The organism is Streptomyces thermocarboxydus (assembly GCF_024760485.1).
Taxonomy (GTDB): Bacteria; Actinomycetota; Actinomycetes; order Streptomycetales; family Streptomycetaceae; genus Streptomyces; species Streptomyces cellulosae.
Window position 1 is genome coordinate 58,280 of record NZ_CP058273.1, and the last position, 22,145, is coordinate 80,424.

At 72.1% G+C, this 22,145-nt stretch carries 21 protein-coding genes; 9 read left to right on the forward strand and 12 right to left on the reverse strand.

Annotated features, from left to right (window positions below; translation table 11 throughout):
- Nucleotides 1-3: 3 nt before the first annotated feature.
- From AY578_RS00250 to AY578_RS00265, 4 genes are read right to left on the reverse strand one after another with little or no spacing between them, the layout of a single operon-like run.
- On the reverse strand, nucleotides 4-663 hold the full coding sequence (locus AY578_RS00250; RefSeq protein ID WP_028958927.1) for a potassium channel family protein: 660 nt from the start codon (nucleotides 661-663) through the stop codon (nucleotides 4-6).
- On the reverse strand, nucleotides 660-1,319 hold the full coding sequence (locus AY578_RS00255) for a potassium channel family protein (RefSeq protein ID WP_028958926.1): 660 nt from the start codon (nucleotides 1,317-1,319) through the stop codon (nucleotides 660-662). The genes AY578_RS00250 and AY578_RS00255 overlap by 4 nt, the downstream gene beginning before the upstream one ends.
- Complete coding sequence (locus AY578_RS00260) at nucleotides 1,316-4,078, reverse strand: cation-translocating P-type ATPase (RefSeq protein ID WP_258901517.1); 2,763 nt, start codon at nucleotides 4,076-4,078, stop codon at nucleotides 1,316-1,318. Before AY578_RS00260 ends, AY578_RS00255 begins: the two co-directional genes overlap by 4 nt.
- Before the next feature lie 22 nt (nucleotides 4,079-4,100).
- Nucleotides 4,101-4,973 (reverse strand): universal stress protein, encoded by an 873-nt coding sequence (locus AY578_RS00265; RefSeq protein WP_026243544.1) that lies wholly within the window; start codon nucleotides 4,971-4,973, stop codon nucleotides 4,101-4,103.
- A 169-nt stretch (nucleotides 4,974-5,142) separates the two neighbouring features.
- On the opposite strand from AY578_RS00265, the gene AY578_RS00270 reads away from it, so the two are divergent.
- From AY578_RS00270 to AY578_RS00285, 4 genes are all read left to right on the forward strand, one after another.
- Nucleotides 5,143-5,592: a universal stress protein gene (locus tag AY578_RS00270; RefSeq protein WP_019523007.1), complete on the forward strand. Its 450-nt coding sequence runs from the start codon at nucleotides 5,143-5,145 to the stop codon at nucleotides 5,590-5,592.
- A 157-nt stretch (nucleotides 5,593-5,749) separates the two neighbouring features.
- Complete coding sequence (locus AY578_RS00275) at nucleotides 5,750-6,448, forward strand: DUF4389 domain-containing protein (RefSeq protein ID WP_161107544.1); 699 nt, start codon at nucleotides 5,750-5,752, stop codon at nucleotides 6,446-6,448.
- Nucleotides 6,449-6,470: 22 nt separating this feature from the next.
- Nucleotides 6,471-9,140, forward strand: coding sequence for a pyruvate, phosphate dikinase (ppdK, locus tag AY578_RS00280; RefSeq protein ID WP_258901520.1), 2,670 nt, complete (start codon nucleotides 6,471-6,473; stop codon nucleotides 9,138-9,140).
- A gap of 453 nt (nucleotides 9,141-9,593) precedes the next feature.
- Nucleotides 9,594-10,490, forward strand: coding sequence for a M23 family metallopeptidase (locus AY578_RS00285; protein ID WP_258901522.1), 897 nt, complete (start codon nucleotides 9,594-9,596; stop codon nucleotides 10,488-10,490).
- Between the two features lie 10 nt (nucleotides 10,491-10,500).
- Here the strand turns inward: AY578_RS00285 and AY578_RS00290 are convergent, their stop codons facing one another.
- The 3 genes from AY578_RS00290 to AY578_RS00300 all read right to left on the reverse strand — a co-directional run bounded on the left by AY578_RS00290 (nucleotide 10,501) and on the right by AY578_RS00300 (nucleotide 12,419).
- On the reverse strand, nucleotides 10,501-10,884 hold the full coding sequence (locus tag AY578_RS00290) for a hypothetical protein (RefSeq protein WP_258901524.1): 384 nt from the start codon (nucleotides 10,882-10,884) through the stop codon (nucleotides 10,501-10,503).
- A 194-nt stretch (nucleotides 10,885-11,078) separates the two neighbouring features.
- Nucleotides 11,079-11,402, reverse strand: coding sequence for a hypothetical protein (locus tag AY578_RS00295; protein WP_161231650.1), 324 nt, complete (start codon nucleotides 11,400-11,402; stop codon nucleotides 11,079-11,081).
- A 51-nt stretch (nucleotides 11,403-11,453) separates the two neighbouring features.
- Complete coding sequence (locus AY578_RS00300; RefSeq protein WP_161231652.1) at nucleotides 11,454-12,419, reverse strand: NADP-dependent oxidoreductase; 966 nt, start codon at nucleotides 12,417-12,419, stop codon at nucleotides 11,454-11,456.
- A 121-nt stretch (nucleotides 12,420-12,540) separates the two neighbouring features.
- Between AY578_RS00300 and AY578_RS00305 the strand changes: the two genes are divergently transcribed.
- The 3 genes from AY578_RS00305 to AY578_RS00315 all read left to right on the forward strand — a co-directional run bounded on the left by AY578_RS00305 (nucleotide 12,541) and on the right by AY578_RS00315 (nucleotide 15,633).
- The gene (locus AY578_RS00305; protein ID WP_258901531.1) at nucleotides 12,541-13,521 is read left to right on the forward strand and encodes a GlxA family transcriptional regulator; all 981 of its coding nucleotides are present in this window, start codon (nucleotides 12,541-12,543) and stop codon (nucleotides 13,519-13,521) included.
- Nucleotides 13,522-13,672: 151 nt separating this feature from the next.
- On the forward strand, nucleotides 13,673-13,873 hold the full coding sequence (locus AY578_RS00310; RefSeq protein WP_028958920.1) for a hypothetical protein: 201 nt from the start codon (nucleotides 13,673-13,675) through the stop codon (nucleotides 13,871-13,873).
- Nucleotides 13,874-13,980: 107 nt separating this feature from the next.
- A complete protein-coding gene (locus AY578_RS00315) occupies nucleotides 13,981-15,633 on the forward strand; it encodes a RecQ family ATP-dependent DNA helicase (protein ID WP_028958919.1) in 1,653 nt (550 codons plus the stop codon).
- A 15-nt stretch (nucleotides 15,634-15,648) separates the two neighbouring features.
- Here AY578_RS00315 and AY578_RS00320 read toward each other — a convergent pair whose 3' ends face one another.
- The 5 genes from AY578_RS00320 to AY578_RS00345 form a co-directional block, all read right to left on the reverse strand.
- Entirely contained in the window at nucleotides 15,649-15,957 is a 309-nt protein-coding gene (locus AY578_RS00320; protein ID WP_028958918.1) for a hypothetical protein, read from the reverse strand.
- A gap of 165 nt (nucleotides 15,958-16,122) precedes the next feature.
- Entirely contained in the window at nucleotides 16,123-16,578 is a 456-nt protein-coding gene (locus AY578_RS00325) for an excalibur calcium-binding domain-containing protein (protein ID WP_026243547.1), read from the reverse strand.
- Between the two features lie 315 nt (nucleotides 16,579-16,893).
- On the reverse strand, nucleotides 16,894-17,511 hold the full coding sequence (locus AY578_RS00335) for a dihydrofolate reductase family protein (protein ID WP_258901538.1): 618 nt from the start codon (nucleotides 17,509-17,511) through the stop codon (nucleotides 16,894-16,896).
- A gap of 98 nt (nucleotides 17,512-17,609) precedes the next feature.
- A complete protein-coding gene (locus AY578_RS00340) occupies nucleotides 17,610-18,206 on the reverse strand; it encodes a TetR/AcrR family transcriptional regulator (RefSeq protein ID WP_254586324.1) in 597 nt (198 codons plus the stop codon).
- Complete coding sequence (locus AY578_RS00345; RefSeq protein WP_258901539.1) at nucleotides 18,203-19,708, reverse strand: MFS transporter; 1,506 nt, start codon at nucleotides 19,706-19,708, stop codon at nucleotides 18,203-18,205. Before AY578_RS00345 ends, AY578_RS00340 begins: the two co-directional genes overlap by 4 nt.
- 406 nt (nucleotides 19,709-20,114) lie before the next feature.
- Between AY578_RS00345 and AY578_RS00350 the strand changes: the two genes are divergently transcribed.
- Together AY578_RS00350 and AY578_RS00355 are read left to right on the forward strand one after the other, a co-directional pair.
- On the forward strand, nucleotides 20,115-20,708 hold the full coding sequence (locus tag AY578_RS00350; RefSeq protein ID WP_258901540.1) for a hypothetical protein: 594 nt from the start codon (nucleotides 20,115-20,117) through the stop codon (nucleotides 20,706-20,708).
- A gap of 303 nt (nucleotides 20,709-21,011) precedes the next feature.
- On the forward strand, nucleotides 21,012-22,013 hold the full coding sequence (locus AY578_RS00355; RefSeq protein ID WP_210637582.1) for an Lrp/AsnC family transcriptional regulator: 1,002 nt from the start codon (nucleotides 21,012-21,014) through the stop codon (nucleotides 22,011-22,013).
- The last annotated feature ends 132 nt before the right edge of the window (nucleotides 22,014-22,145 follow it).

Below are 22,145 nucleotides of genomic sequence, written 5' to 3' on the forward strand. Positions count from 1 at the left end.
GTCTCACTGGAACGCCGCGTGGATCTCGTGTTCCGTGGCGGAGTGCGACACGAGCAGGATCTCGTCCCCGGCCCGCAGACGCACCTGCGGGTGCGGCACGGTGGGCCGGCCGTCGCGGACGACGGTCGCGACGACCGTCCCTTCGGGCAGCGCGATGTCGCCCAGGGTCCGGCCCGCCGCCCTGGACCGCGGGGTGATGGCGGTTTCGACGACCTCGACTCCGGCCTTGCTCAGCCGCAGCAGGGCCACCGTGTCGGTCGTTCCGGTGGCTTCCTCGATCAACGAGATCAGCGGAGTGGCGGCGGGCAGCACGACGTCGACGCCCCACCGGGCGTCGAACAGCCAGGCATCGTCGGCCTCGTTGACCCGTGCGGCCACGCGGGACACCGAGAACCTCCGTTTGGCGAGCAGGCTGACGGCGAGGTTGTCCGCGTCGTCACCGGTGGTCGCGACCACGAGGTCGGCGGTCAGGGCACCGGCCCGCTCCAGCAGCGCCGGGTCGCACGCGTCCCCGGTGATCAGCCGCACGCTGGGGAGGCGGCGCTTGAGGGCGGCCACGTGATCGTCGTCGCTGTCGATCAGCACGACCTTGTTGCGAGCCGCGGTGAGCACCTGCGCGATCTGCGTGCCTAGGCGTCCGGCGCCGGCGATGAGCACGTTCACGTCCCCAGCTCCTTGTCCAGGAAGGCCCGCAGCCTGCCCAGCGCGGAGGCGGTGACCGCGAAGGTCACCAGGTCGTCGGCGTGTGCGGGTGTGCCATGGGTGGGGATGAGGGAGCGGCCCTGCCGGGTGACCTCGACGACGCGGATCTCGCCGTCCACCTCGAAGGTGGAGAGCCGGCGGCCGACCAGGTAGCCGGGCAGGTCCGACCGGACGAGCAAGGTCTCCCCGTTGCCGAAGCTGAGCTCCGGGCTCAGATGGCGGTGCAGCAGCATACGGTGCATCTGGTGCACCGACCAGCGGACGCCGGCGACGGTGGGGACTCCGACGTCGTGGTAGATGCCGGAGCGCCGGGGGTCGCAGGCGCGGGCCAGGACGACGGGTACCCGGTAGGTCTCCTTGGCGATGCGCGCGGCGACGACGTTGCCGGTGTCGCTCGAAGTGGCGGCGACGAAGGCGTCGGCGTGTCCGATCGCGGCGTCCTCGAGCACCGGGCGGCTGTAGCCGTTGCCCTCGTGGAAACGGATGCGTGGACGGCCTGGCAGGTTCCGGGCCGCGCGTGCGTACCGGTCGACGACGTCCACGTCGTGACCTTCCGCGGCGAGCAGGCCGGCGAGGGCGGATCCGACCCGTCCGCAGCCCACGACGATCACTTTCATCGCGCACCTCCTTCCGGACGGTGGTGCCGTCGCAGCCATGCCTTGCGGGCCTCGTCTGCGAGCAGGGGCACGGTGCCGAGGCCGGTGAGGAGGGCCCAGTGGGCGGCGTCGAGCGGCGCGGTGTTGAAGACCGTCTGCAGGGGCGGGAGGTAGCTGATCGCGGCCATGAGGGCGATGCCGACCCCGCCGGCCGCGAGCAGGGCCGGGTTGCTGGTGAGGCCGACGGCCAGGACGCTGCGCCGGTCGCTGCGCACGGTGAGCGCGTTGAAGAACTGGCTCAGCACGATGCCGGCCTGGACCATGGTGATCGCCTCCTGATAGGCGCGGGTGTCCTCGGTGAAGTCGTCGAAGGGAATGCCCGAGGAGCTGATGTGCCAGAAGAACACGACGCTCACGCAGAGCGCCTGGACGCCGCCGAGGAACAGGATCCGTCCTACGACCGAGGCGGAGAACAGCCGTTCGTGCCGGGACCGCGGCGGCCGGTCCATGACGTCGGGTTCGGGTGGTTCGGCTCCCAGTGCGAGGGCGGGCAGGACATCGGATCCCAGGTCGATGGCGAGGATCTGGACCGCGTTGATGGGGACGAGCGGGAATCCGGCGAAGGTCGCGGCCAGGATCGGGACGAGTTCCCCGACGTTGTGGCTGAACAGGTAGACGAGGAATTTGCGGATGTTCTGGTACACCGTTCGTCCGAGGCGGACCGCGGTGGCGATGGAGGCGAACGAGTCGTCCAGCAGCACCATGGCGGCCGCTTCCCGGGCGACGTCGGTGCCGGACGCGCCCATGGCCACGCCGATGTCGGCGTGTTTGAGCGCCGGGGCGTCGTTCGCCCCGTCCCCCGTGACCGCGACCACCTCTCCCCGCCGCTGGAAGGCGGTCACCACGCGCATCTTGTGTTCGGGGCTGACCCGGCACAGCAGCAGCTCCGACGGCGAGGCGAGCAGCGCGTCGAGCACGTCGTCGTCCATCGCGTCGAGTTGCGCCCCGGTCACGACGACCGGGTGCGGTTTCCGGACAAGTCCCACGCGGCGCGCCACGGCCTCCCCGGTGAGCGGGTGGTCTCCGGTGACCATGACGACGCGGATGCCGGCCCTGCGGCAGGCGGTGACGGCGTCGGTGACCTCCGGGCGCGGGGGATCCTGCATGCCGACCAGCCCGAGGAGGGTCAGTTCCGATTCCGCCTCGGTCCGCTGCGGGTGCGGACCGTCCAGATCCCGCCGGGCGACGGCCAGCACGCGAAGCCCCCGGGCCGCCAATTCGTCGCCGGCCGCGGCCACCGCCGCACGTCCCGTGTCCGTCAGCGGCTCACGGCGCCCGTCCTGCTGGATTCCGGTGCACCGGGCCAGCACCGGTCCGGGCGCTCCCTTGACGCATGCCTCGTGGCCCGCGCCCCTCCGGTGGACCGTGGTCATGAGCTTGCGGTCCGAGTCGAAGGGGAACTCCGTGACGCGCGGCGCGGTGGCTTCCTCCGCCCGCATGTCCAGGCCTGCCTTGGCCGCGGCGACGAGGAGGGCTCCCTCGGTGGTGTCGCCGAGCACCCGCCGGCGCTCCCCGGGGCGGGCGGGCGGAACCAGCCGGGCGTCGCAGCACAGGGCCGCCACCCGCAGCAGTTCCCGCACCGGGACGGGGTCGGTGACCTCGCCCCGGGGTTCGTACCCGACTCCGCTCACGGGGTGCGAGCGGCCTGCCTCCCACACCTCCGTGACGGTCATCTCCGCCTGGGTGAGGGTTCCGGTCTTGTCGGTGCACACCACCGTGGTCGATCCGAGCGCCTCCACCGCCAGCAGCTGCTTGACCAGGGCGTGGCGGCGGGCCATCCGCCGCACCCCGATCGACAGGGACACCGAGAGGGTGGCGGGCAGCCCTTCCGGCACCATCGCCACCATGACACCGAGCGCGAACACGAAGAGGTCCACGACGGGCGCCCCGGTGGGGAGCCGCACGGCGAACAGCAGGGCGCCGACGGCCAGGGCGGCCCCGGCCACCCGGCGGGCCATGGAGGCGACCTGGAGCTGCAGCGGGGTCTTCTGCCGAGGGGCGGCGGCGGCCAGCCGGTAGATCCGGCCGAACTGGGTCTCCGCGCCGGTGGCGAACACCACGGCCCTGCCGGATCCGGTGACCACGTCGGTGCCCATGAAGACGCAGTTGCGGGCCTCCAGCGGCGGGCCCGCCGCCACGGGGTCGGCGGTGCGTCCCACGGCGTTGCTCTCCCCCGTCAGCGGTGCGTTGTTCACGGCGAGCTCGTGCGCCTCGACCACCCGGCAGTCCGCCGGCACGGCGTCGCCGGCCTCCAGCACGACCAGGTCGCCCGGCACCACGTCCCGTGCCGGAAGCTCCAGCAGCTCACCGTCACGCAGCACCCGGCAGGTGTGGGGGACCATGGCCTCCAGCGCCTGGGCCGTGCGTTCCGCCGAGTACTCCTGCGCGAAGCCGATGGCTGCGTTCAGCCCCACGACTCCCAGGATCGCCAGCGCGAGGGTGAGGGTGCCCGCGTCCCGTGGTTCCTCGAGGACGTACGCGAGGAAGGTGATGCCGGAGGCGGCGAGCAGCATCACCGCGAAGAGGTCGGTGAACTGCGCCGCCAGCTGCCGCCACACGGCCCGGGGCGCGGCGCGGGGCAGTTCGTTGCCCCCGTGCGTTCTCAGGCGGTCCTCGGCCTGGGTCCTCGACAGCCCGCGTCGCGACGTCTCCAGCGTGGTGAACACGTCGTCGGCGGGGAGCTCCGTCACGGGCGGCCGCGGGCCGGGCAGCCCTGTCACGGGGGCGCGTCCCCGCGTGGTCTCAGACCGGGACCGTGATGACCGGACAGCGGGCATGAAGCAGCACTCCCTGGCTCACCGAGCCCAGCATCATGCCGGTGAAGCCACCGTGACCACGGGTGCCCACCACCAGTCCCAGGGCGTGCTCGGACGCCTCCGTCAGGACCTCTACCGGATGGCCGCGGACGACTTCATGATGGAGCTCCACGTCCGGGTGGGCCGCGGTGCGGCCCGCGACCGTCTCGGCCAGGACCCGGCGGCACTCGTTCACCGTGGCGTGTTCGTCGAGAACGCCGAGCAACGGCGGATGCCACACGTACAGCGCCCGCACGATCGCCCCGCGCCGGTCCGCCTCCTCGACGGCCAGGTCCACGGCGGCGGCCGAGTGCGGACTGCCGTCGACACCGACGACGAAGTACGGCGGCTGCTGGGTGATGTGCTCGGGCTCCGGTACGACCACGACCGGGCAGGCCGCATGCGCCGCCAGCGGCAGCGCCACCGATGCGGACGAGAACAGTCCGCGCCGCCTGCTCAGGTGCCGGGAGCCGACGACCACGAGCGAGGCGTCGCGTGATTCCTCGTGGAGGATCCATGCGGGTTCTCCCTCCGCCAGCAGCGTCGACAGGTCGACCGCCGGCTGCCGGGACTCCACGAAGGACACCGCGTCCTTGAGCACCTGGTCGCCCAGTCCGTGCAGTTCACGGTTCCACTCCTCCCACGAGGGCCGCACCTCCCCCGACCGGTAGCCGCCGGTCGGGGTGCCCTGGGCGTGCACGAGCCGCAGCGGCAGCTTCCGCCGCTCGGCCTCGTCGGCGGCCCAGGACAGGGCCAGGCGCTTCTCCGGGTCGGGATCGACGCCGACCACGATGGGCCGGCGCCCGTCCGCACCAGTCATGACACCTCCAGGCTCTGCTCGCCGTGTCCGTCCCCCTCCCAGCGTCGCCTCCGCGGCCGGGTGACGCCACGCCACGCCGGAAGTGCTCGCTCCGGGGGCCCCGGCTGGCGCGGTGGCGCGGGTTCCGTCAGCGTGGAAGGAGGGGGACGGCTGTGTGAGGTGGTGTTCCATGGCATCCTCCGAGGCTCCGCGCATCGTGGTGGGCGTGGACGGTTCCTCGTCGTACGACGCACTGCGCTGGGCGGACCGTTACGCGCGCCTCGTCGGCGGTGCCGTCGAGGCGGTCTGCGTCTGGGAGAGCCCGACCTTCGTGGGGTGGGGCGGCGGGCCGGCGACGGAGCCGGTGTTCGACGTGGAGCAGGCGCGGCAGCGCTTCGCCCGGGAGCTGGACGAGGTCTTCGCCGACGGGCTTCCGGAGGGGCTCACGCAGCGTCTGGTCGAGGGTGATCCGTCCGACGTGCTGATCCACGCCTCCGAGGGGGCCGAGGTGCTCGTCGTGGGCCGGCGTGGGCGCGGCGGCTTCGCCCGGGCCGTGCTGGGGTCGGTGAGCCAGCGGTGCGCGCAGCACGCGGCCTGCCCGGTGGTCGTGGTGCGGCAGGAGGGCGATCCGAGGCGTTGACGCCGACGGCTGGGCGCCTCGGTCCGTGATCGTCGCCGCGTGAGCGTCACAGCCGCTTCCGTGATCGTCACAGCCGCTTCCGTGATCGTCACAGCCGCTTCCGTGTTCGTCACATCCGCTTCCGTGTTCGTCATCGGCTTCCGGAGGGACCGTCACCATGAGCTCGCATGTCACCTCCTCCGCCGTTCCGCCGCCCGGCCCCGCGGAAGCCGAGGCGTATCCGGCCCGGCTGACGGCGCGGCTCGACGCGCCGCTGTCGCGCTGGCTGTGGCTGGTCAAGTGGCTGCTCGCGCTCCCCCACCACGTCGTCCTGTTCTTTCTGTGGGTGGGGGTCGTGCCGGTGAGCGTGGTGGCCTTTTTCGCGATCCTGTTCACCGGCCGGTACCCGCGGCCGCTGTTCGCCTTCACCGCCGGTGTGCTGCGCTGGAACTGGCGTGTGGCGTACTACGCGTACGGCACCCTGGGCACCGACCGCTATCCGCCGTTCACCCTGGCCGACGTGCCCGACTACCCGGCGCACTGGGACGTGACGTACCCGGAGCGGCTGTCGCGCGGGCTGGTCCTGGTGAAGTGGTGGCTGCTGGCCCTGCCGCACTATCTGGTCCTCGGCTTCTTCGCCGGGGGCGCCCGCCTGGCCTGGTACTCGGGCGGCCTCATCGGCCTGCTCACGCTGTTCGCGGGCGTCGCCCTGCTCTTCACCGGGCTCTATCCGCGCGGGCTGTACGACCTGCTGCTCGGCCTCAACCGGTGGGTGCTGCGGGTCGCCGCCTACGCGACGCTGCTCACGGACGTGTATCCGCCGTTCCGCCTGGACCAGGGCGGGCGGGAGCCGGGGGCGGCTCTCACGACGCGGTAGGACTGATGAGGAGGAGCACGAGATGGCCCGTTATGTGTACGCGTTCGGCGAGGGCGGCAAGGATCAGGCCGACCTGCTGGGCGGCAAGGGCGCCAACCTGGCCGAGATGACCCGGCTGGGGCTGCCGGTGCCGCCCGGTTTCATCGTCACCACGGAAGCGTGCCGCGCGTACTTGGCGACCGGTGGTGAACCTCCCGGTCTGTCGCGTGAGATCTCGGACCATCTGGCCGCGCTGGAGCGGGCCGCGGGGCGGCGGCTGGGTCAGCGGGACGATCCACTGCTGGTGTCGGTGCGTTCGGGCGCGCGCTATTCGATGCCCGGGATGATGGAGACGATCCTGGACGTCGGTCTGAACGACGACTCGGTGCAGGGCCTGGCGAAGTCCGCGGGTGACGAGCGGTTCGCCTGGGACTCGTACCGCCGTCTCGTCCAGATGTTCGGCTGCACGGTGATGGGCGTCGACGGCGCCCTGTTCGATCAGGCGCTGGAGGATCTGAAGCGGGACGTGGGCGCGGCGGACGACCTGGGGCTGAACGCGGGCGACCTGGCCGGTCTGGTGGAGACGTACAAGGAGGTGATCCGCCGGGAGACAGGTGAGTCCTTCCCGCAGTCCCCGGCGGAGCAGTTGCAGCGGGCGGTGCTGGCGGTGTTCCAGTCGTGGAACGTCGAACGTGCCCGGCTGTACCGCCGGCGTGAGCACATCCCGGACGACCTCGGCACGGCCGTCACCGTGCAGACCATGGTCTTCGGAAACCTGGGCCCGGACTCCGGCAGCGGTGTCGCGTTCACCCGTGACCCGGCCACCGGCCGCTCCGGCGTGTACGGCGACTACCTGGCCAACGCGCAGGGCGAGGACGTCGTCTCGGGCATCCGCAACACCGTGCCGCTGGACGAACTCGCCCGCATCGCCCCTGAGGCGTACGAGGAGCTGCGTCGGCACATGGCGACGCTGGAAGCGCACTACCGCGACCTGTGTGACATCGAGTTCACCGTCGAACGCGGCCGGCTGTGGATGCTGCAGACCCGCGTGGGCAAGCGCACCGCCGAGGCGGCCTTCACCATCGCCTCCGCTCTGGCCGACGAGGGGCTCGTCACCGCGGACGAGGCACTGGAGCGGGTGCACGGTGACCAGTTGGCGCGGCTGATGTTCCCGCGGTTCGACGCGTCCGCCGTCGGGGAGCCGCTGGCGCAGGGTGTGCCCGCGTCCCCCGGGGCTGCCGTCGGGGCGGCGGTGTTCGACTCCGATGAGGCGGTCCGGCGGGCGTCGGACGGGGAGAAGGTCGTGCTGGTACGGGAGGAGACCACTCCGGACGATCTGCCCGGCATGGTGGCGGCGCAGGCGATCCTCACCAGCCGGGGCGGCAAGACCAGTCATGCGGCCGTGGTCGCGCGCGGCATGGGCACGGTGTGCGTGTGCGGGGTCGAGGAGATCACCGTGGACACCCGGCGGCGCCGGTTCACCGTCGGCGGCACGGTCGTGGAGGAGGGCACGGTCATCTCCGTGGACGGGTCGGCGGGAGCGGTGTATCCGGGTGCGGTGCCGCTGGTCGACTCGTCCGTCGTGCGGTACTTCGAGACGGGTGAGCGCCCGGACCCGCTGGTCGGTGCCGTGGCACGCGCCATGGAGCACGCCGACGGCGTACGCCGACTGGGCGTTCGCGCGAACGCCGACACCCCCGAGGACGCGGCTCGTGCGCGGCGTTTCGGGGCGGAGGGCATCGGTCTGTGCCGTACGGAGCACATGTTCCTCGGCGACCGGAGGCGGCTGGTCGAGGCGATGATCCTCGCGGACGGCGACGCGGAACGCGACCGGGCGCTGGAGGCGCTTCTGCCGCTCCAGCGGCAGGACTTCAGCGGCATCCTGGACGCGATGGACGGTCTGCCCGTCACCATCCGGCTTCTCGACCCGCCGCTGCACGAATTCCTGCCCGACCGGACGGAGTTGGCGGTGCGGGTCGCCACGGCGGAGGCGCGGGGCGGTACGCCGGACGAGCATGACGTACGGCTGCTCGACGCCGTGAACCGGATGCACGAGGAGAACCCGATGCTGGGCCTGCGCGGCGTCCGGCTCGGGCTGGTGGCTCCGGGGCTTGTGGCAATGCAGGTACGGGCGATCGCCGAGGCGGTCGTGGAGCGCAGGCGGGCGGGCGGTGACCCGCGGGCGGAGATCATGGTGCCGCTGATCGACACGGTGGAGGAACTGCGCCTGGTGCGCGAGGAGGTGGACCGGGTGCTGGCCGATGTCTCGGCGGAGGCCGGGATGCCGGTCGGCTGTCCGGTCGGCACGATGATCGAGCTGCCGAGGGCGGCGCTCACCGCCGGACTCATCGCGGAGGAGGCCGAGTTCTTCTCGTTCGGCACGAACGATCTCACCCAGACGACGTGGGGTTTCTCCCGCGACGACGTCGAGGCGGCCTTCTTCTCCGCCTACCTCGACAAGGGCGTCTTCGCGGTGTCCCCCTTCGAGACGGTCGACCGCAAGGGCGTGGGACGCCTGGTGGAGATCGCGGTGAGGGAGGGACGCGCGGCGCGGCCAGGCCTCCAGATGGGCGTGTGCGGCGAACACGGCGGGGACCCGGAGTCGGTGCACTTCTTCCACGGGGTGGGGCTGGACTACGTGTCGTGCTCGCCGTACCGGGTGCCGGTGGCGCGGCTGGAAGCGGGGAGGGCGGCGTTGGGGGGCGGCGGGTGAGGGAGGTCTGACGGGGCGGTTCGGGGCGGGCGGGTTGCCCGTGGGGACGGCTGCGCTGTGCCGGCTGCCTGGGCGGGGTGCCCCATCGGGCAGGTCACTGTGTCCTTGTGACTGGTGCCGTGTCGTTCACGGAGCGCATAGCGTTCGCCGTGTTCGAGGACAGGGGAGGCATGCCGGACTGCTGACTGCGGGGGCTGCCGCCGAGAGTGGGAGCAGCGGAACGTGCCCAAGGGCGACGGCGTGGGACAGACCGTATCGCCGACTTCCACCACTGCCACTGCCACCGTCTCGGCGACTGTCGTCGCGTCGCGGCGCCGTCGCGGTCCGGGCGCCTGTCTGCTGGTCGTGCTGCCGGGTGTGGTGACGCTCGGTGCCGTCTTCGCGTTCGTCTCGTCGGTCGATGGCGAGACGGCTGTTCCGCAGAGTGGGACGCCGGGCCAGGCAGAGTCCGCCGTGAGCAACGTGGATGGTTCGTACGTTCCTTGGCTGCGGAAGGCGACGGCCGACTGCGTGGGGGTCACCCCCGCGCTCCTCGCCGCGCACATCGACCAGCTCTCCGGGTGGCAGAGCGAGAGCGCGACTCTGTCCGAGCTGGGTATCGCTCGTTTCACGACCGCCAGTTGGAAGAAGTGGGGCCGGGACGAGGACGGCAACGGTACGTCCACGCCGCTCGACAATGTGGACGCGATCATGGCGCTGGGGCGCCAGGACTGCTCCTTGTCGAAGCGGATGACCACGTTGCGCACCAAGGGCGCCGTGAACGGCGATCTCGCCGACCTCACGCTCGCCGCGTACGCGGTGGGGGTGGACGAGGTGGCGGAGGCCGGCAAAGTCCCTTCGTCGGCGCACTTGTTCGTGACGGAGGTGAAGAAGAGGTTGCCGCAGTACAGCGCGTTGGTCCGGCGCAATCCCGAGCAGCAGGGAGGCGCTCCGGCCGCGGGCGCGCGGCTGCAGCCGCCCGTCGCCGTCCTCTCCGTCACCTCGCCGTTCGGCTCGCGCAAACACCCGCTGACGGGGGTGACCAAGCTGCACACGGGCGTCGACTTCGACGCGCCGCAGGGGGCGCAGGTGTCGGCGGCGTGGGGCGGGGTGGTGGAGTTCGCCGGAATGACTCCGGCGTACGGGTACCGGGTGGTGATCGACCACGGCACGATCGAGGGGAAGCGGCTTCAGACGACGTACAGCCACTTGTCGGCGCTGCAGGTGAGCGCGGGTCAGAACCTGGCGACGGGGCAGGCGGTGGGGCTGGCCGGCTCGACGGGACTGTCCACCGGCCCGCACCTCCACTTCGAGGTGCTCCTCGACGGCCAGTACTCGGACCCGATGGCTTGGCTCGGTGCCGGCGGCTGAGGGCTGCCGTTCAGACGTCCGGGTCGACTTCAGGGTGGGTGAACCGTACCGGCTTGTTCAGTGAGCGGGCGTAGACGATCTCGGCTCGGGTGCTGTCTCCTATGTAGTCGCCGACCACGAGTACTTCGTCGGCGAGCCGGATCTTCGCCCGGTGCAGGGCGTCGAGCTGCACCTTCAGAGCCTGGGCCTCTGCGGGGTCGGCCCAGAGGGCGTTCGGCGACTTCAAGTCGCAACCCGGCTTGACGACGATCCTCCCCGCTCTGGTCTCCCTCAGGTCTGCCTCGGCCATCTCGGCCATGAAGCGGGTGGAGCCGCAGATGGCGACGATGGCCGGAAGGCGCAACTGCTTCTTTACGGCGGCGAGTTGATCCTCGGGGGTGGATGGCTGGGACACGGGTTCTTCTCCTGGTGGGCGGTAGAGTCTCCTCGGCTTCCTGACCGATCATGAACGTGCACTGCCTGGGTTGGCCACCCAGGCGACCAGTTCCGTCGCGAAGCGCAGCGCCGACGCTCTGCGGTCGTCCGGTCGTTCCATGCGGTGCCCCCGAGGTGATGTGAGCGGTCCGCCGTCGACGCTACGGCGGCACCTCAGGCGTCGTCCTCCGCGTCGAGGGACGTGAGTCCCTCCTCCCAGCGGTGCCGGCGCTCCTCATCCGACTGTTCCCACCACGGGGCGCCCCGCTCCCCGAGTGCGATCTTCGCCCGGTTCACCCGTGACCGTGCCGCCCGCTCGGCCTGTTCGTCGTCCGCCGTCGTCGCGGAGTGTACGGCTCGGCGGGCCGCCATCAGGTGGCGTCGCAGGCGGGCGGCCGTCTCCTCCGGGACGGAGGGGTCGGTCGCCCGCCATTTCCTGCCCCGGATGACGACGTGGTGACCGTCGGGGGTTCGCTCCGGTGGCTGGTCCGTGTTCACATCGACGAGGTGCCCCGCGCGGCTCCGGCCGAACCCGGCACGCCCTGCGTGTCAGTCCGCAGCGGTCAGGACCAGCTTGCCGCGCGTGTGGCCGGCCTCGCCGTGGATGTGGGCCTCGGCGGCCTCCGCGAGGGGGAAGGTCTTCTCCACCTCGACGCTCACCTCCCCCGCGTCGATCAGGTCCGCGATCGAGGTGAGCGCCGGGCCGTCCGGCTCGACGAGGAACCCGGTGGCCCGTACGCCCGCCGCGTCGGCGGCCGCCGCCAACTCCGGGGAGACGCCGCCGGGGACGGCGATCAGCAGGCCGCCCGGGGACAGGGTCTGGAGGGCGCGCGTGCTGGTCCGGCCGTAGGCGTCGCCCACCAGGTCGACGACCACGTCGACGCCGGCCGCGGCCTCCTCGAAGGGGGTGGTGGTGTAGTCGACCGTCTCGTCGGCGCCGAGGTCCTTCAGCCAGGGGTGGCGGGCGGCACTCGCCGTGGCGATCACGTGCGCGCCCAGGTGGCGGGCGAACTGGACGGCGAAGTGGCCCACGCCTCCGGCGGCGGCCGTGATCAGGACCCGCTGTCCCGCCTGCACGTGCGCGGTGTCCACGAGGATCTGCCAGGCGGTCAACGCCGCCAGCGGTACGGCGGCCGCGTGGACGTGGTCCACGGTGGCCGGCTTGCGGGCCCACTGGCGGGCCGGCGCGGTGACGTACTCGGCGTAGGCGCCGCCGGCGCGCGGGAACCAGGGCATGCCGTACACCTCGTCGCCCGGCTGGAGCGTGGTGACGCCGAAGCCGACCTGTTCGACGACGCCGCAGACGTCCCAGCCGAGGATCAGCGGGAAGGTCTGCAGGCCCGCCATGCCCTGGCCCGCGCGGGTCTTCCAGTCCACCGGGTTGACGCCGGCGGCGTGGACGCGCACCAGCACCTCGGTCGGCAGGGGTTCGGGGCGTGCCACGTCCTCGGGGGTGAGGACCTCCGGGCCGCCGAACTCCTTGATCGTGACGGCGTGCATGGTGTGGCCGCTCATCGTGTGGTGCTCCTGTTCGTCGGGGGTGGTGCGCCGGGGTGTGCCCGGCGCGATCCACCCTGCCGCGTGGGTGCGGGCGTGGGTGAGTGGCCTGAGGGACACCTGTCGTACGATTCCGGCCATGACGCACCGTGTCGCCGTTCTCGCCCTCGACGGGGTCCTGCCGCTGGACCTGGGCATTCCCGCCCGGGTCTTCAACGAGGCGCGGGCCGCGGACGGGAGTCGTCTGTACTCGGTCGGGACGTGTTCGATCGGAGGGCGGCCGGTCCGTACGCACGAGGACTTCCGGATCGTCGTGGAGCACGACGAGTCGTTGCTCGAGACGGCGGACACGGTGGTGATCGCCACCCAGGAGCCCACCGCGCAACTGCTGGCGACGGGAACGCTGCCCGAGGACGTGACGGCGGTGCTGAAGTCCATCCGGCCGCAGACGCGCATCGTGAGTCTGTGCACGTCGGCCTTTCTGCTCGGGGCGGCGGGGCTGCTGGACGGGCTGCGGGCCACCACGCACTGGACGCTGTGCGAGGCGTTCGCCGACCTGTTCCCGGGGATCGAGGTCGATCCGAACGTGCTGTTCGTCGACAACGGCCGCATCCTGACGTCCGCCGGCGGCGCCGCGGGCATCGACCTGTGCCTGCACCTCGTACGGCGGGACCACGGGGCGAGTGTCGCCGCGGCCGCCGCCCGGCGGTGTGTGGCGGCTCCTTGGCGTGAGGGCGGGCAGGCGCAGTTCATCGAGCACGTGGTTCCTCAGGACGCCGACCGTTCGACGTCGGCGACCCGGCAGTGGGCGCTGGAGCGGCTGGACGAGCCGCTGACCCTCGAGGAGATGGCGCGGCACGCGCACATGAGTGTGCGTACGTTCACGCGCCGCTTCCGGCAGGAGACGGGGCTCAGCCCCCTGAAGTGGCTGGCCCAGCGCCGGCTCGCGCACGCCCGCCATCTGCTGGAGTCCACGACTTTGCCCGTGGCCCGCATCGCGAAGGCCTGCGGTTTCGGCGACCCGGTCGCCCTGCGCCGCCAGTTCCACACGTACGTGGGCCTGTCACCGGCGGCGTACCGCCGCACGCACAGCGCGCCGGGGATGACGGCGGGGCGGTGACGCGTCCGGTGATGCCCGGTGTCCAGCGGTGCCGATCGCGGTCGGCGGCGGCGAAGTCCATGTGCAGGTCGGGCAGGTGCGCGAAGCTGTCGAGCACAGGCCCCGGCCGGCTCGGAGGCGGCCGGGACGGGGCGCGACGCGAGGGGGCATGGTGGCCAAGGTCAGCATCAGTCTGGACGCCGAACTCGTGGTGGAGGTGATGGTCCTGGCAGGGATCGGGTCGCCGCAGGACGCCGTCGAGGCGATCGTGCGGGACTACATCGCCCGCGGGCACCGTACGGAGGCGCGTACCGGGCTCAGGGAGCAGGGGTTGCGCGAGGTCGACGTCAAGCCGCGGGAGCCGGAGGGCTGAGTCGCCCGGGTCGCGCGACAGCGGTGGGCGGTATCGCGCATCCCCTTTCCCACACCGGGCACCCGGGCCGGGAACTCACTGGTCAGGGGCTGGAAAGGGCGTGTGCGATGGATGAGCGGGAGCGGGGGGCCGAGCTGCGGCGGGTGGCGCGTGAGCGGTTCGGGTGGAGTGATCTGGGCGCGGAGCAGGCCGAGGCGATGCAGGGGCTGCTGGACGGCCGGGACGTGCTGGTCGTGATGCCCACCGGCTCCGGGAAGTCGGCGATCTACCAGGTGCCGACCGTGCTGCTCGGCGGCCCCACCGTCGTCGTGTCGCCGTTGATCGCCCTTCAGCGTGACCAGGTCACGGGGCTGCGCGACAGTGAGGCCCCGGACGCCGTCGCCGTGAACTCCGCCCAGTCGCAGTCGGTGACGGACGAGGGCTGGCAGGCGGTGGAGGACGGTGACGCCGAGTACCTGTTCCTCTCCCCCGAGCAGCTGGCCAGGAAGGACGTCCTGGAGCGGCTGAGTGAGCTGCGGCCGTCGCTGTTCGTCGTCGACGAGGCCCACTGCGTGTCCGCCTGGGGGCACGACTTCCGGCCGGACTACCTCACCCTCGGTGAGGCGGCCGAGCGGCTGGGCCGGCCGCCCGTGCTCGCGCTCACCGCGACCGCCGCGGCCCCCGTCCGTGAGGACATCGTCGAGCATCTGCACATGCGGGACCCGCGCCTCGTGACGACCGGCACGGACCGGCCGGCCATCCAGCTGACCGTGCACACGTACACCGACGACCCCTCCAAGCGCGAGGCCGTCTCCCGCTGGACCGCCGCGGCTCCCGCCCCCGGCATCCTCTACACCGCCACCCGCAAGGACGCCGAGGCGTACGCCGAGCGGCTCCGTGCGGACGGGGTGGACGCCGAGGCGTATCACGCGGGGCTGAAGGCGGCCGACCGGCGGCGGATCCAGGACGGGTTCATGGAGGGAGCTCCCGCCGTGGTCGTCGCCACCTCGGCGTTCGGGATGGGCATCGACAAGCCGGACGTACGGTTCGTCGCCCACGCGTCCGTGCCCGAATCGCTCGACTCCTACTACCAGGAGGTCGGGCGGGCCGGCCGGGACGGAAAGGCGGCCGACGCCGTGCTGTTCTACCGGCCCGAGGATCTGGGGCTGCAGAAGTTCCTCACGTCCAAGTCGCTGGACGGCGACGCGCTGCGGCGGATCATGGGCATGCTGCTGGAGCAGGACGCGCCGCTGAGCCGGAGTCGTACGGCGGAGTTGTGCGGGTTGTCGCGCCGGAAGGCGGGCGACCTGCTCAACCTGCTGGAAGAGGGCGGCGCCGTGGTGGTCGAGGGGCGCCGGCGTGCGGTGCGGGCCGTGCCCGGGTGGTCGGCGGGGGACGCCGCGAAGGCGGCGGAGGAGGTGTTCGAGCGGCGGCGCCGTATCGACCGTTCGCGCATCGAGATGATGCGCGGCTACGCCGAGACGCCGAGCTGCCGCCGCCAGTATCTGCTCGGCTACTTCGGCGATCAGCTCGACTCGCCGTGCGGGCGCTGTGACGTGTGTGAGCGGCTGGACGACGAGCCCGCTGCGTCCGATCACGCGCCCTCGGGCGGGGACGCCGGGCCGTACGAACCCAACGAGCGTGTGCAGCACGCCGATTGGGGCGCCGGCACCGTGATGCACAGGGAGGACGACCGTGTCACCGTGCTGTTCGAGCAGGTCGGCTACAAGACGCTGTCGTTGTCGGCCGTCGAGGAGGGTGACCTGCTGACCGGCGCGTGAGGCGCGGCGCTCATGTCATGGGCGGGGGCGGACGCGCACCCAGCGCGGGCGCGCGTCACTGCCTCGGCGTCCGGCCACCGACGCGCAACGCGGGCACACCCGCTGCACCTTGTCGGCCGCGCCGCCCGACTCGGGGAACGTGTCGGGCCAGTTGACGTGCGAGAAGCGGACGAGGCGTGAGCGGCTGAGGGAGAGGCCGCAGACGGTCTCGTTGCGGCCCGGCTCCCAGGCGTGGACCTCCCCGGCGGGCAGCCTGCGGCGGCCCTCCTCCTCATCGGTCCACTGCCCGGAGGCGGCGACGGCGTACCGCTTGCCGCGCTTCATGACCCGCGTCCGCGTTCGGCGGGGCTGTTCCCGGTCATGTCGGCACCGTCCTCATCCTCGGCGGCTCGCCGTATCTCGTCGTATACGGTCACGGCCCCGTGACAGCGGGCGCCGCCCGCACCCGACGAGTGCCACGCGGGGCGCCGCCCTATGCCCGGCCGCCCCTTACTCGCAGCCGGTGCCGTCACCGTCGCGGTCGAGGTGGCTGCCGTAGCCGGGGTCGCCGATGTGCACGGGGGCCGCGCCGGCGGCACGGGCGGCGTCACAGTTTTTGTAGTAGACGCTGCCGCCGCCTCCCCCGCCGCCGCTGTAGTCCTCTTCGGCGGGCTCCGCGGTCACGGTCTTGGTGACCTTCACCTTCACCCTGGCCGTCTCCGTCTCCGTGACCGTCACGGTCGGGGCGGGTTCCGCTTCGGCGGTGGGTGTGGCGGTCACCGTCGCGGTGACGGTCGCCGACGGCTGGGCCTTGGCCGCCAGAGGCTTCGCGTCGCCCTTGGCGCTGCTGTCCTCGCCGCTCGCCGCGATGCCTGTGCAGAAGGCGAGGAAGAGCGCCGGCAGCACGTACCGCTTGCGCGCCCACTTCGGCGCGGTGCGGACTGCTGATGTGTACGGATTGGTCATCACGCCCCCCGGGTGCTAGTTGAAGCACGAACTGTATCTGCCATGTGAAGAAAGTATGAACTCCGGGGGTGGAGTGCCGTTGTTTGCTCGCCGTGGCCTATGGCGCTCCGTCAGCAGTCAGAGGCGGGAGGGAAGTCGAGGCCCGTCTCGCGCATGATGCGGTCGACGGTGTCGTGCAGCGTGCTCTCGGCGGTGACGACCGTTTCGATGCCGCCGGGCAGGAGGTCGCGCGGCCGGTACCACTCGCGCGGGCAGCTTTCGCCGACGGTGCAGGCGATCGGCTTGGTGGCGTGGCGGGCGGTGCCGCCGGGGTGGTCAGCGGGGTACGTCGTAGGCGATGTGCGTCGCCGTCGGCGTGCGGGTCACGCTTCGCTGCGTGAAGGTGTGCGGCACTCCGCCGGTGAAGAGGGGTGTGCCGCCGCCCAGCACCACGGGTGCGATGTGCAAGGTCAATACGTCGATCAGCCCGGCGTCGAGGGCCGAGCTGATCGTGAGCCCGCCGCCCATGACGTACACGTCGAGATCCTTGCCGCTGCGCGCCGACGCCGCCTCCGCGCGTTCGCGTGCGGCGGCGACGGCGTCGCGCACCCCGGTGGTGACGAACGTCCAGTCCAGGTCGGACGTGCGGACGGACGCGGGCGGTGCGCTCGTCACGACGACGAGCGACGGCTTGCCGGCCTCGCGCGCGCCGTAGCCGGTTTCGTCGTTCCAGCCCTTCGGGCCGTCGACGATGTCGAAGAGGTTCCGGCCCAGGACGACGGCGCCGGAGCGTTCGGTCGTCTCCCGGACGATGCGGCGGTCCTCCGGGTCGCCCGAGAAGGCCCAGGTGTGCAGGCCCTCCCCGCCGGTGCCGAGGCCGTTGTGCAGACCCGGGCCGGGGCCGGTCACGTAGCCGTCGAGGGAGATCGAGGTGTCGGCGATGATACGGGTCATGTGAGGGCGGACCCCGTTCGCCGCGGGAAGTCATCGGTCACCTGTAGAGCGCGACCGCGCCTCCCCAGAGTGCGCCCGGGTCCAGGCGGGTCACTCGGTCACCCTTCAGGCGTCAACTGGGCCTGGACGAGCGGGCCGTAGCGATCCACCGTTTCCTCGACCGGCGTCGACCTCACGTCCGTTCCGCGGGCGATGCCGTAGATCATGCCCAGGCCGAGAAGTGCGCCCAGGGCGAGTTCTGCGCGCAGGCCCGCGTCGGGACCCGGGAGGCGGGCGGCGAGCCGACTGGTCACCTGGGCGCGGAAGTTGGCGCGGAGGACGTCGCCGTGGTCGCCCTGGAGCGGTGCGAAGGCGATCCGCAGGAGGGGGTCGGAACCGTGCTCGCGCTGACTGACCAGGACGTGCCGGACCATGTGCCGGCCCAGGTCGTCGAGGGGCGCGTCGAGGAGGGCCGCCGCGTCCTCCTCGAAGGACATCACGCGGGCGAAGACGGCGTCCTTGTTGCCGAAGTACTTCAGGACGAGCGGCGGGCTGACCCCGGCGCGCTCCGCGACGGCCTTGAGGGTGATGTCGGCGTGGGCCTGGCGGGCGAGAAAGTAGCGGGCGGCGCGGAGGATGGCCGCCTTGGTCGCCTCGGCGTCCCGTCGCGCGGGGCGGGGTGCCGGGGCGTCCGGCGGGGTGTTCTCGGTGCTCACGCTTCCTCCATGGCGGTGCCCTCGGTGACGGACCGTACGCCTTCCGTGCGGGCGGGCTCGCCCTCGGGAGCGGGTTCACTCCCCGGGGCCGGGTCGCCCGGTATGAGCAGAGCCACGGCGCCGGCGACGAGGGCGATGCCTGCGGCGACGGCGAAGGCCACGAGGTAGCCGTGCAGGGTGGGCAGCGGCAGCCCGCCGGCCATGCTGGTGTGGTGCACGAGGACGGCGGCGACGGCGGCGCTGGAGACGGCCTGGCCGACGGTGCGCATGAGGACGTTGACGCCGTTGGCGGAGGCGGTCTGCGAGGCCGGGACGGCGCGGAGGATCAGGGCGGGGAGCGCCGAGTAGGCGAGGGTGGTGCCGATGGACACGACGGTGGCGCCGACCATGATCATGACCAGGGAGCGGCTGTCGGCGATGCGCACGCCGTAACCGACGGCGATGACGGCGGCGCCCAGGGAGAGGGTGATCCGCGGTCCGCGGGCGGCCGAGATGCGGGCGGAGACCGGGGAGAGCAGCAGCATGACGATGCCGCTCGGCAGCAGGACGAGGCCGGTCTGGACGATGGACAGGCCGAGTCCGTAGCCGGTGGCCTCGGGGGCCTGCACGAGCTGCGCGGTGACGAGCGTGTTGGCGTAGAAGGCGAAGCCGGTGAGGAGGGCGGCCACGTGGGAGAGACCGACGCGGGGCCTGGAGACGAGACGCAGGTCCACGAGGGGGCGGTCGGCGTGGAGCTGGTGGCGCCACCAGACGGCGAGGACGAGAACGGCGCCGGCGAAGAGGCCGACGATCGGGGCGCTCCCCCATCCCCAGGTGCCGCCCTGGGACACGGCGAGGAGCAGGCAGACGAGGCCGGCGGCCAGTCCGAGGGCGCCGGTGACGTCGAACCGGCCGCTCTCCCGCACCGGTGACTCCGGCACCGCCCACCGAATCAGTGCGACGCCGGAGGCGCCGAGTCCGGCGGTGACCCAGAACATGACGTGCCAGTTGGCGTACTGGATGATCAGGGCCGCGGCGGGCAGGCCGAGGGCGGCGCCGATGCCGACGGTGGAACTCATCAGCGCGACGGCGCCGTTCCGGCGCTCCGGGGGCAGCTCGTCGCGGAGGATGCTGATCGACAGGGGTACGACGGAGACGGCGGCGCCCTGCAGCGCGCGGGCGGTGATGAGCAGCGCGATGTCGGCGGTGAGCGCGCAGACGACCGAACCGGCGGTCATCAGGACAAGGGACAGCAGCAGCACACGGCGTTTGCCGTACATGTCGCCGGCGCGGCCCAGGACGGGGGTGAGGACGGCGCCCGAGAGCAGGGACGCGGTCACCATCCAGGAAACGGCGGACGCCGACGCGCCGGTCAGCCGGGGCAGGTCGGGGAGCAACGGCACGACGACCGTCTGCATGACCGCCATGAGGATGCCGCAGTAGGCCAGGACGGGAATGGTGAGCCGGGCCCGTAGGCCGGAGGAGTCACGGGACGGACGGGCTGTCGGGGCGGACGACGCCATGGGCACTCCAGCGGCAGACCTGGGCGGTGATTCTGTTGGTGAATGGCGATTCACCTTAGCAGTGAATTGCCATTCATCTCGGGGTGGATCGTGCGCACGGTGGCACGTGATCCGCCGTCCTCGCCTTGCCGCCGAGCCGGTGCGGCCGCTTCGCCGGCCCGCTACGGAGACGTTCGGCACCGTCGTCACGTGGCCCTCGTCGACCACTTAGTCTCGGTCCGTGACCCACAGCGAGCAGTCTCACCCCGGCCCTCTCCTCTCCTGTCGCGCGCTGCTGAACGGTACGGACTGGACCGCGCTCGCGACCGCCGGCGGTACAGGCGAATCCCTGCCGGCGGCGTTGGCGCTGCTGACGAGTCCGGACCCGCTCGTCCGGCGGTCCGCCCTCCGGGATGCGCTGGGGCCGGTGACGCATCAGAACACCGTCTACGAGGCCACGGTTCCGGTGGCGCTCCACGTCGCGGCGATCCTCGACCACCCGGTCGTTACGGCCAGCGACCCCGGCCACCGCGCCGATGGGCGTCCGGCTCACCTCACCCTCGTCCATCTGCTGAAGTGGCTCGGCGACACGGCCTACGACGCCGATGACGCGTGCGTCGCCTTGGAGGAGCGTCTGTACGGTCCCGGCTACCTCGACGATCACGCGGCGATGCGGGCCTTCCGGGACGCGCGTCCGGTGATGTTCTCCGCCGTTCGAAAGTTCCTGGATCACGGGGACCCCGATGTGCGCCACACCGCTCTTGTCGCGGCCATCCCGCTGGTGGAGCACCCCGCGCTGGTGCCGCACCGGACCGCTCTGGCCGATCACGCCCGCTCCCTGCTGGCGACCAGCACCGACCGGCACCACAGGGACCGCGCCCTCAACGCGCTGAAAGGCTGGGGACACGACGTCGGCGGACTGGAGACGACGTCCGACGTGGCGGCCCGTGAGCGCTGTGCCCGCCTCGCAGCTGCTCACGCCGCCCGGCAAGGCGGCTTCAGCCAGGATCCGCCGTTCTGATCGGTCTCCCACGCCGCCCCGCGTTCCGGCTCATCCACGCCGCCCCGCGTTCCGGCTCATCCACGCCGGCCCGCCCCGGCCGTCCGTTGACGACGAGACATCCGGCGATTCCGCCGATGCCGCGAGCCCACCGAAAACTTCCGCCGCCCACTCGTGGGGGAATCCTTCACGCGCCCCCCGCCCCGGCATCAGGCGCCCAGCAGCACCTTTCGGCGCGCCGTCCGCTTGATACCAGCCCTCTGACCTGCGTCGATGCAGGATTCCGTCATTGACTGGCCGGATATCGACGGTTAGCTTCGGGTCATGTCCGATGCAGCCCTCCGGGACACCGTCGACGAGCTGGACCGCCGCGTGATCGCGGCGCTCCAGCTCAACGGGCGTGCCCCGTGGAGCGCGGTGGCGCGCTGGGTCGGTGCCAGCGAGACCACGGCGCAGCGCCGTTACGCGGCGCTGCGTGAGCGGGGGCTGCTGCGGGTGACCGGCACGTTGGAGCTGGACCGGACCGAGGGGGGATCCTCCATGATGGTCCGGGCCCAGGCCCGCCCGGGGCGGGGTCTGGAGGCGGCGGCGCGGTTCAGTGAGAGCCCCGACGTCCGCTTCGTGGCCGTCGTCACCGGTTCCGCCGATCTCGTCGTCGACTTCGTCGCACGGGACAACGACGACATGATGCGGATGCTGTTCACCGACCTGCCGGCGACCGACCTCATCACCAGCACCGAGGTCGTTCCCGTCATCCGGCCGTTCACCTCTGCGGCCATGTGGGACACCGGGCTGCTGCCTCCCGAGGCGGCGGCGGAGCTCCGGCCGGCCGCGGCCGCGCCGGATTCCCTCGGCCGGGACCGGGCGCCACAAGCGCTCACCCCGCTCGAGCAGGAGATCGCCGCGGCGCTGCGGGAGGACGGCCGGACCCAGGTCAGTGTCCTCGCCCGGCGGCTCGACCGCGCCGAGTCCAGCGTGGCCCGCGCCATGGACCGGCTGATCTCACGCGGTGTCCTGCAGTTCCGGACCCTCGTCGATCCGTCCCTGCTCGGGTTCGACGCGGAGTTCATGGTGTGGCTGTCGATCGAGCCCGGGAAGCTGGAGGCGGCGGGACGGCAGCTCGCCAGGCATCCTGGGACGAAGTTCCTGGGCGCCGCAAGCGGGCGCTTCAACCTCATCGGACACATGGTGCTGCCCCGGCGCACCGACCTGTACCCGTACACCAGCGAGGTCATCGGGTCGCTGCCCGGGCTGATCGCCTCCGACGTGACGCTGCACCTCGCCACCGTGAAGTACTCCTGGTACCGGATGAACCGTCCCGTGTGAGCCATCACCGGGCGGGGTCCCCGTCTCCCCGACGAGACGCCGTTACCGGCGGTTCTGCTACGCCCCTCCCCCACCGTCCCAGCACGTCCCCGACCTGAGCTTCCCCGCTCGTACACCCACCCTCAGGAGCCC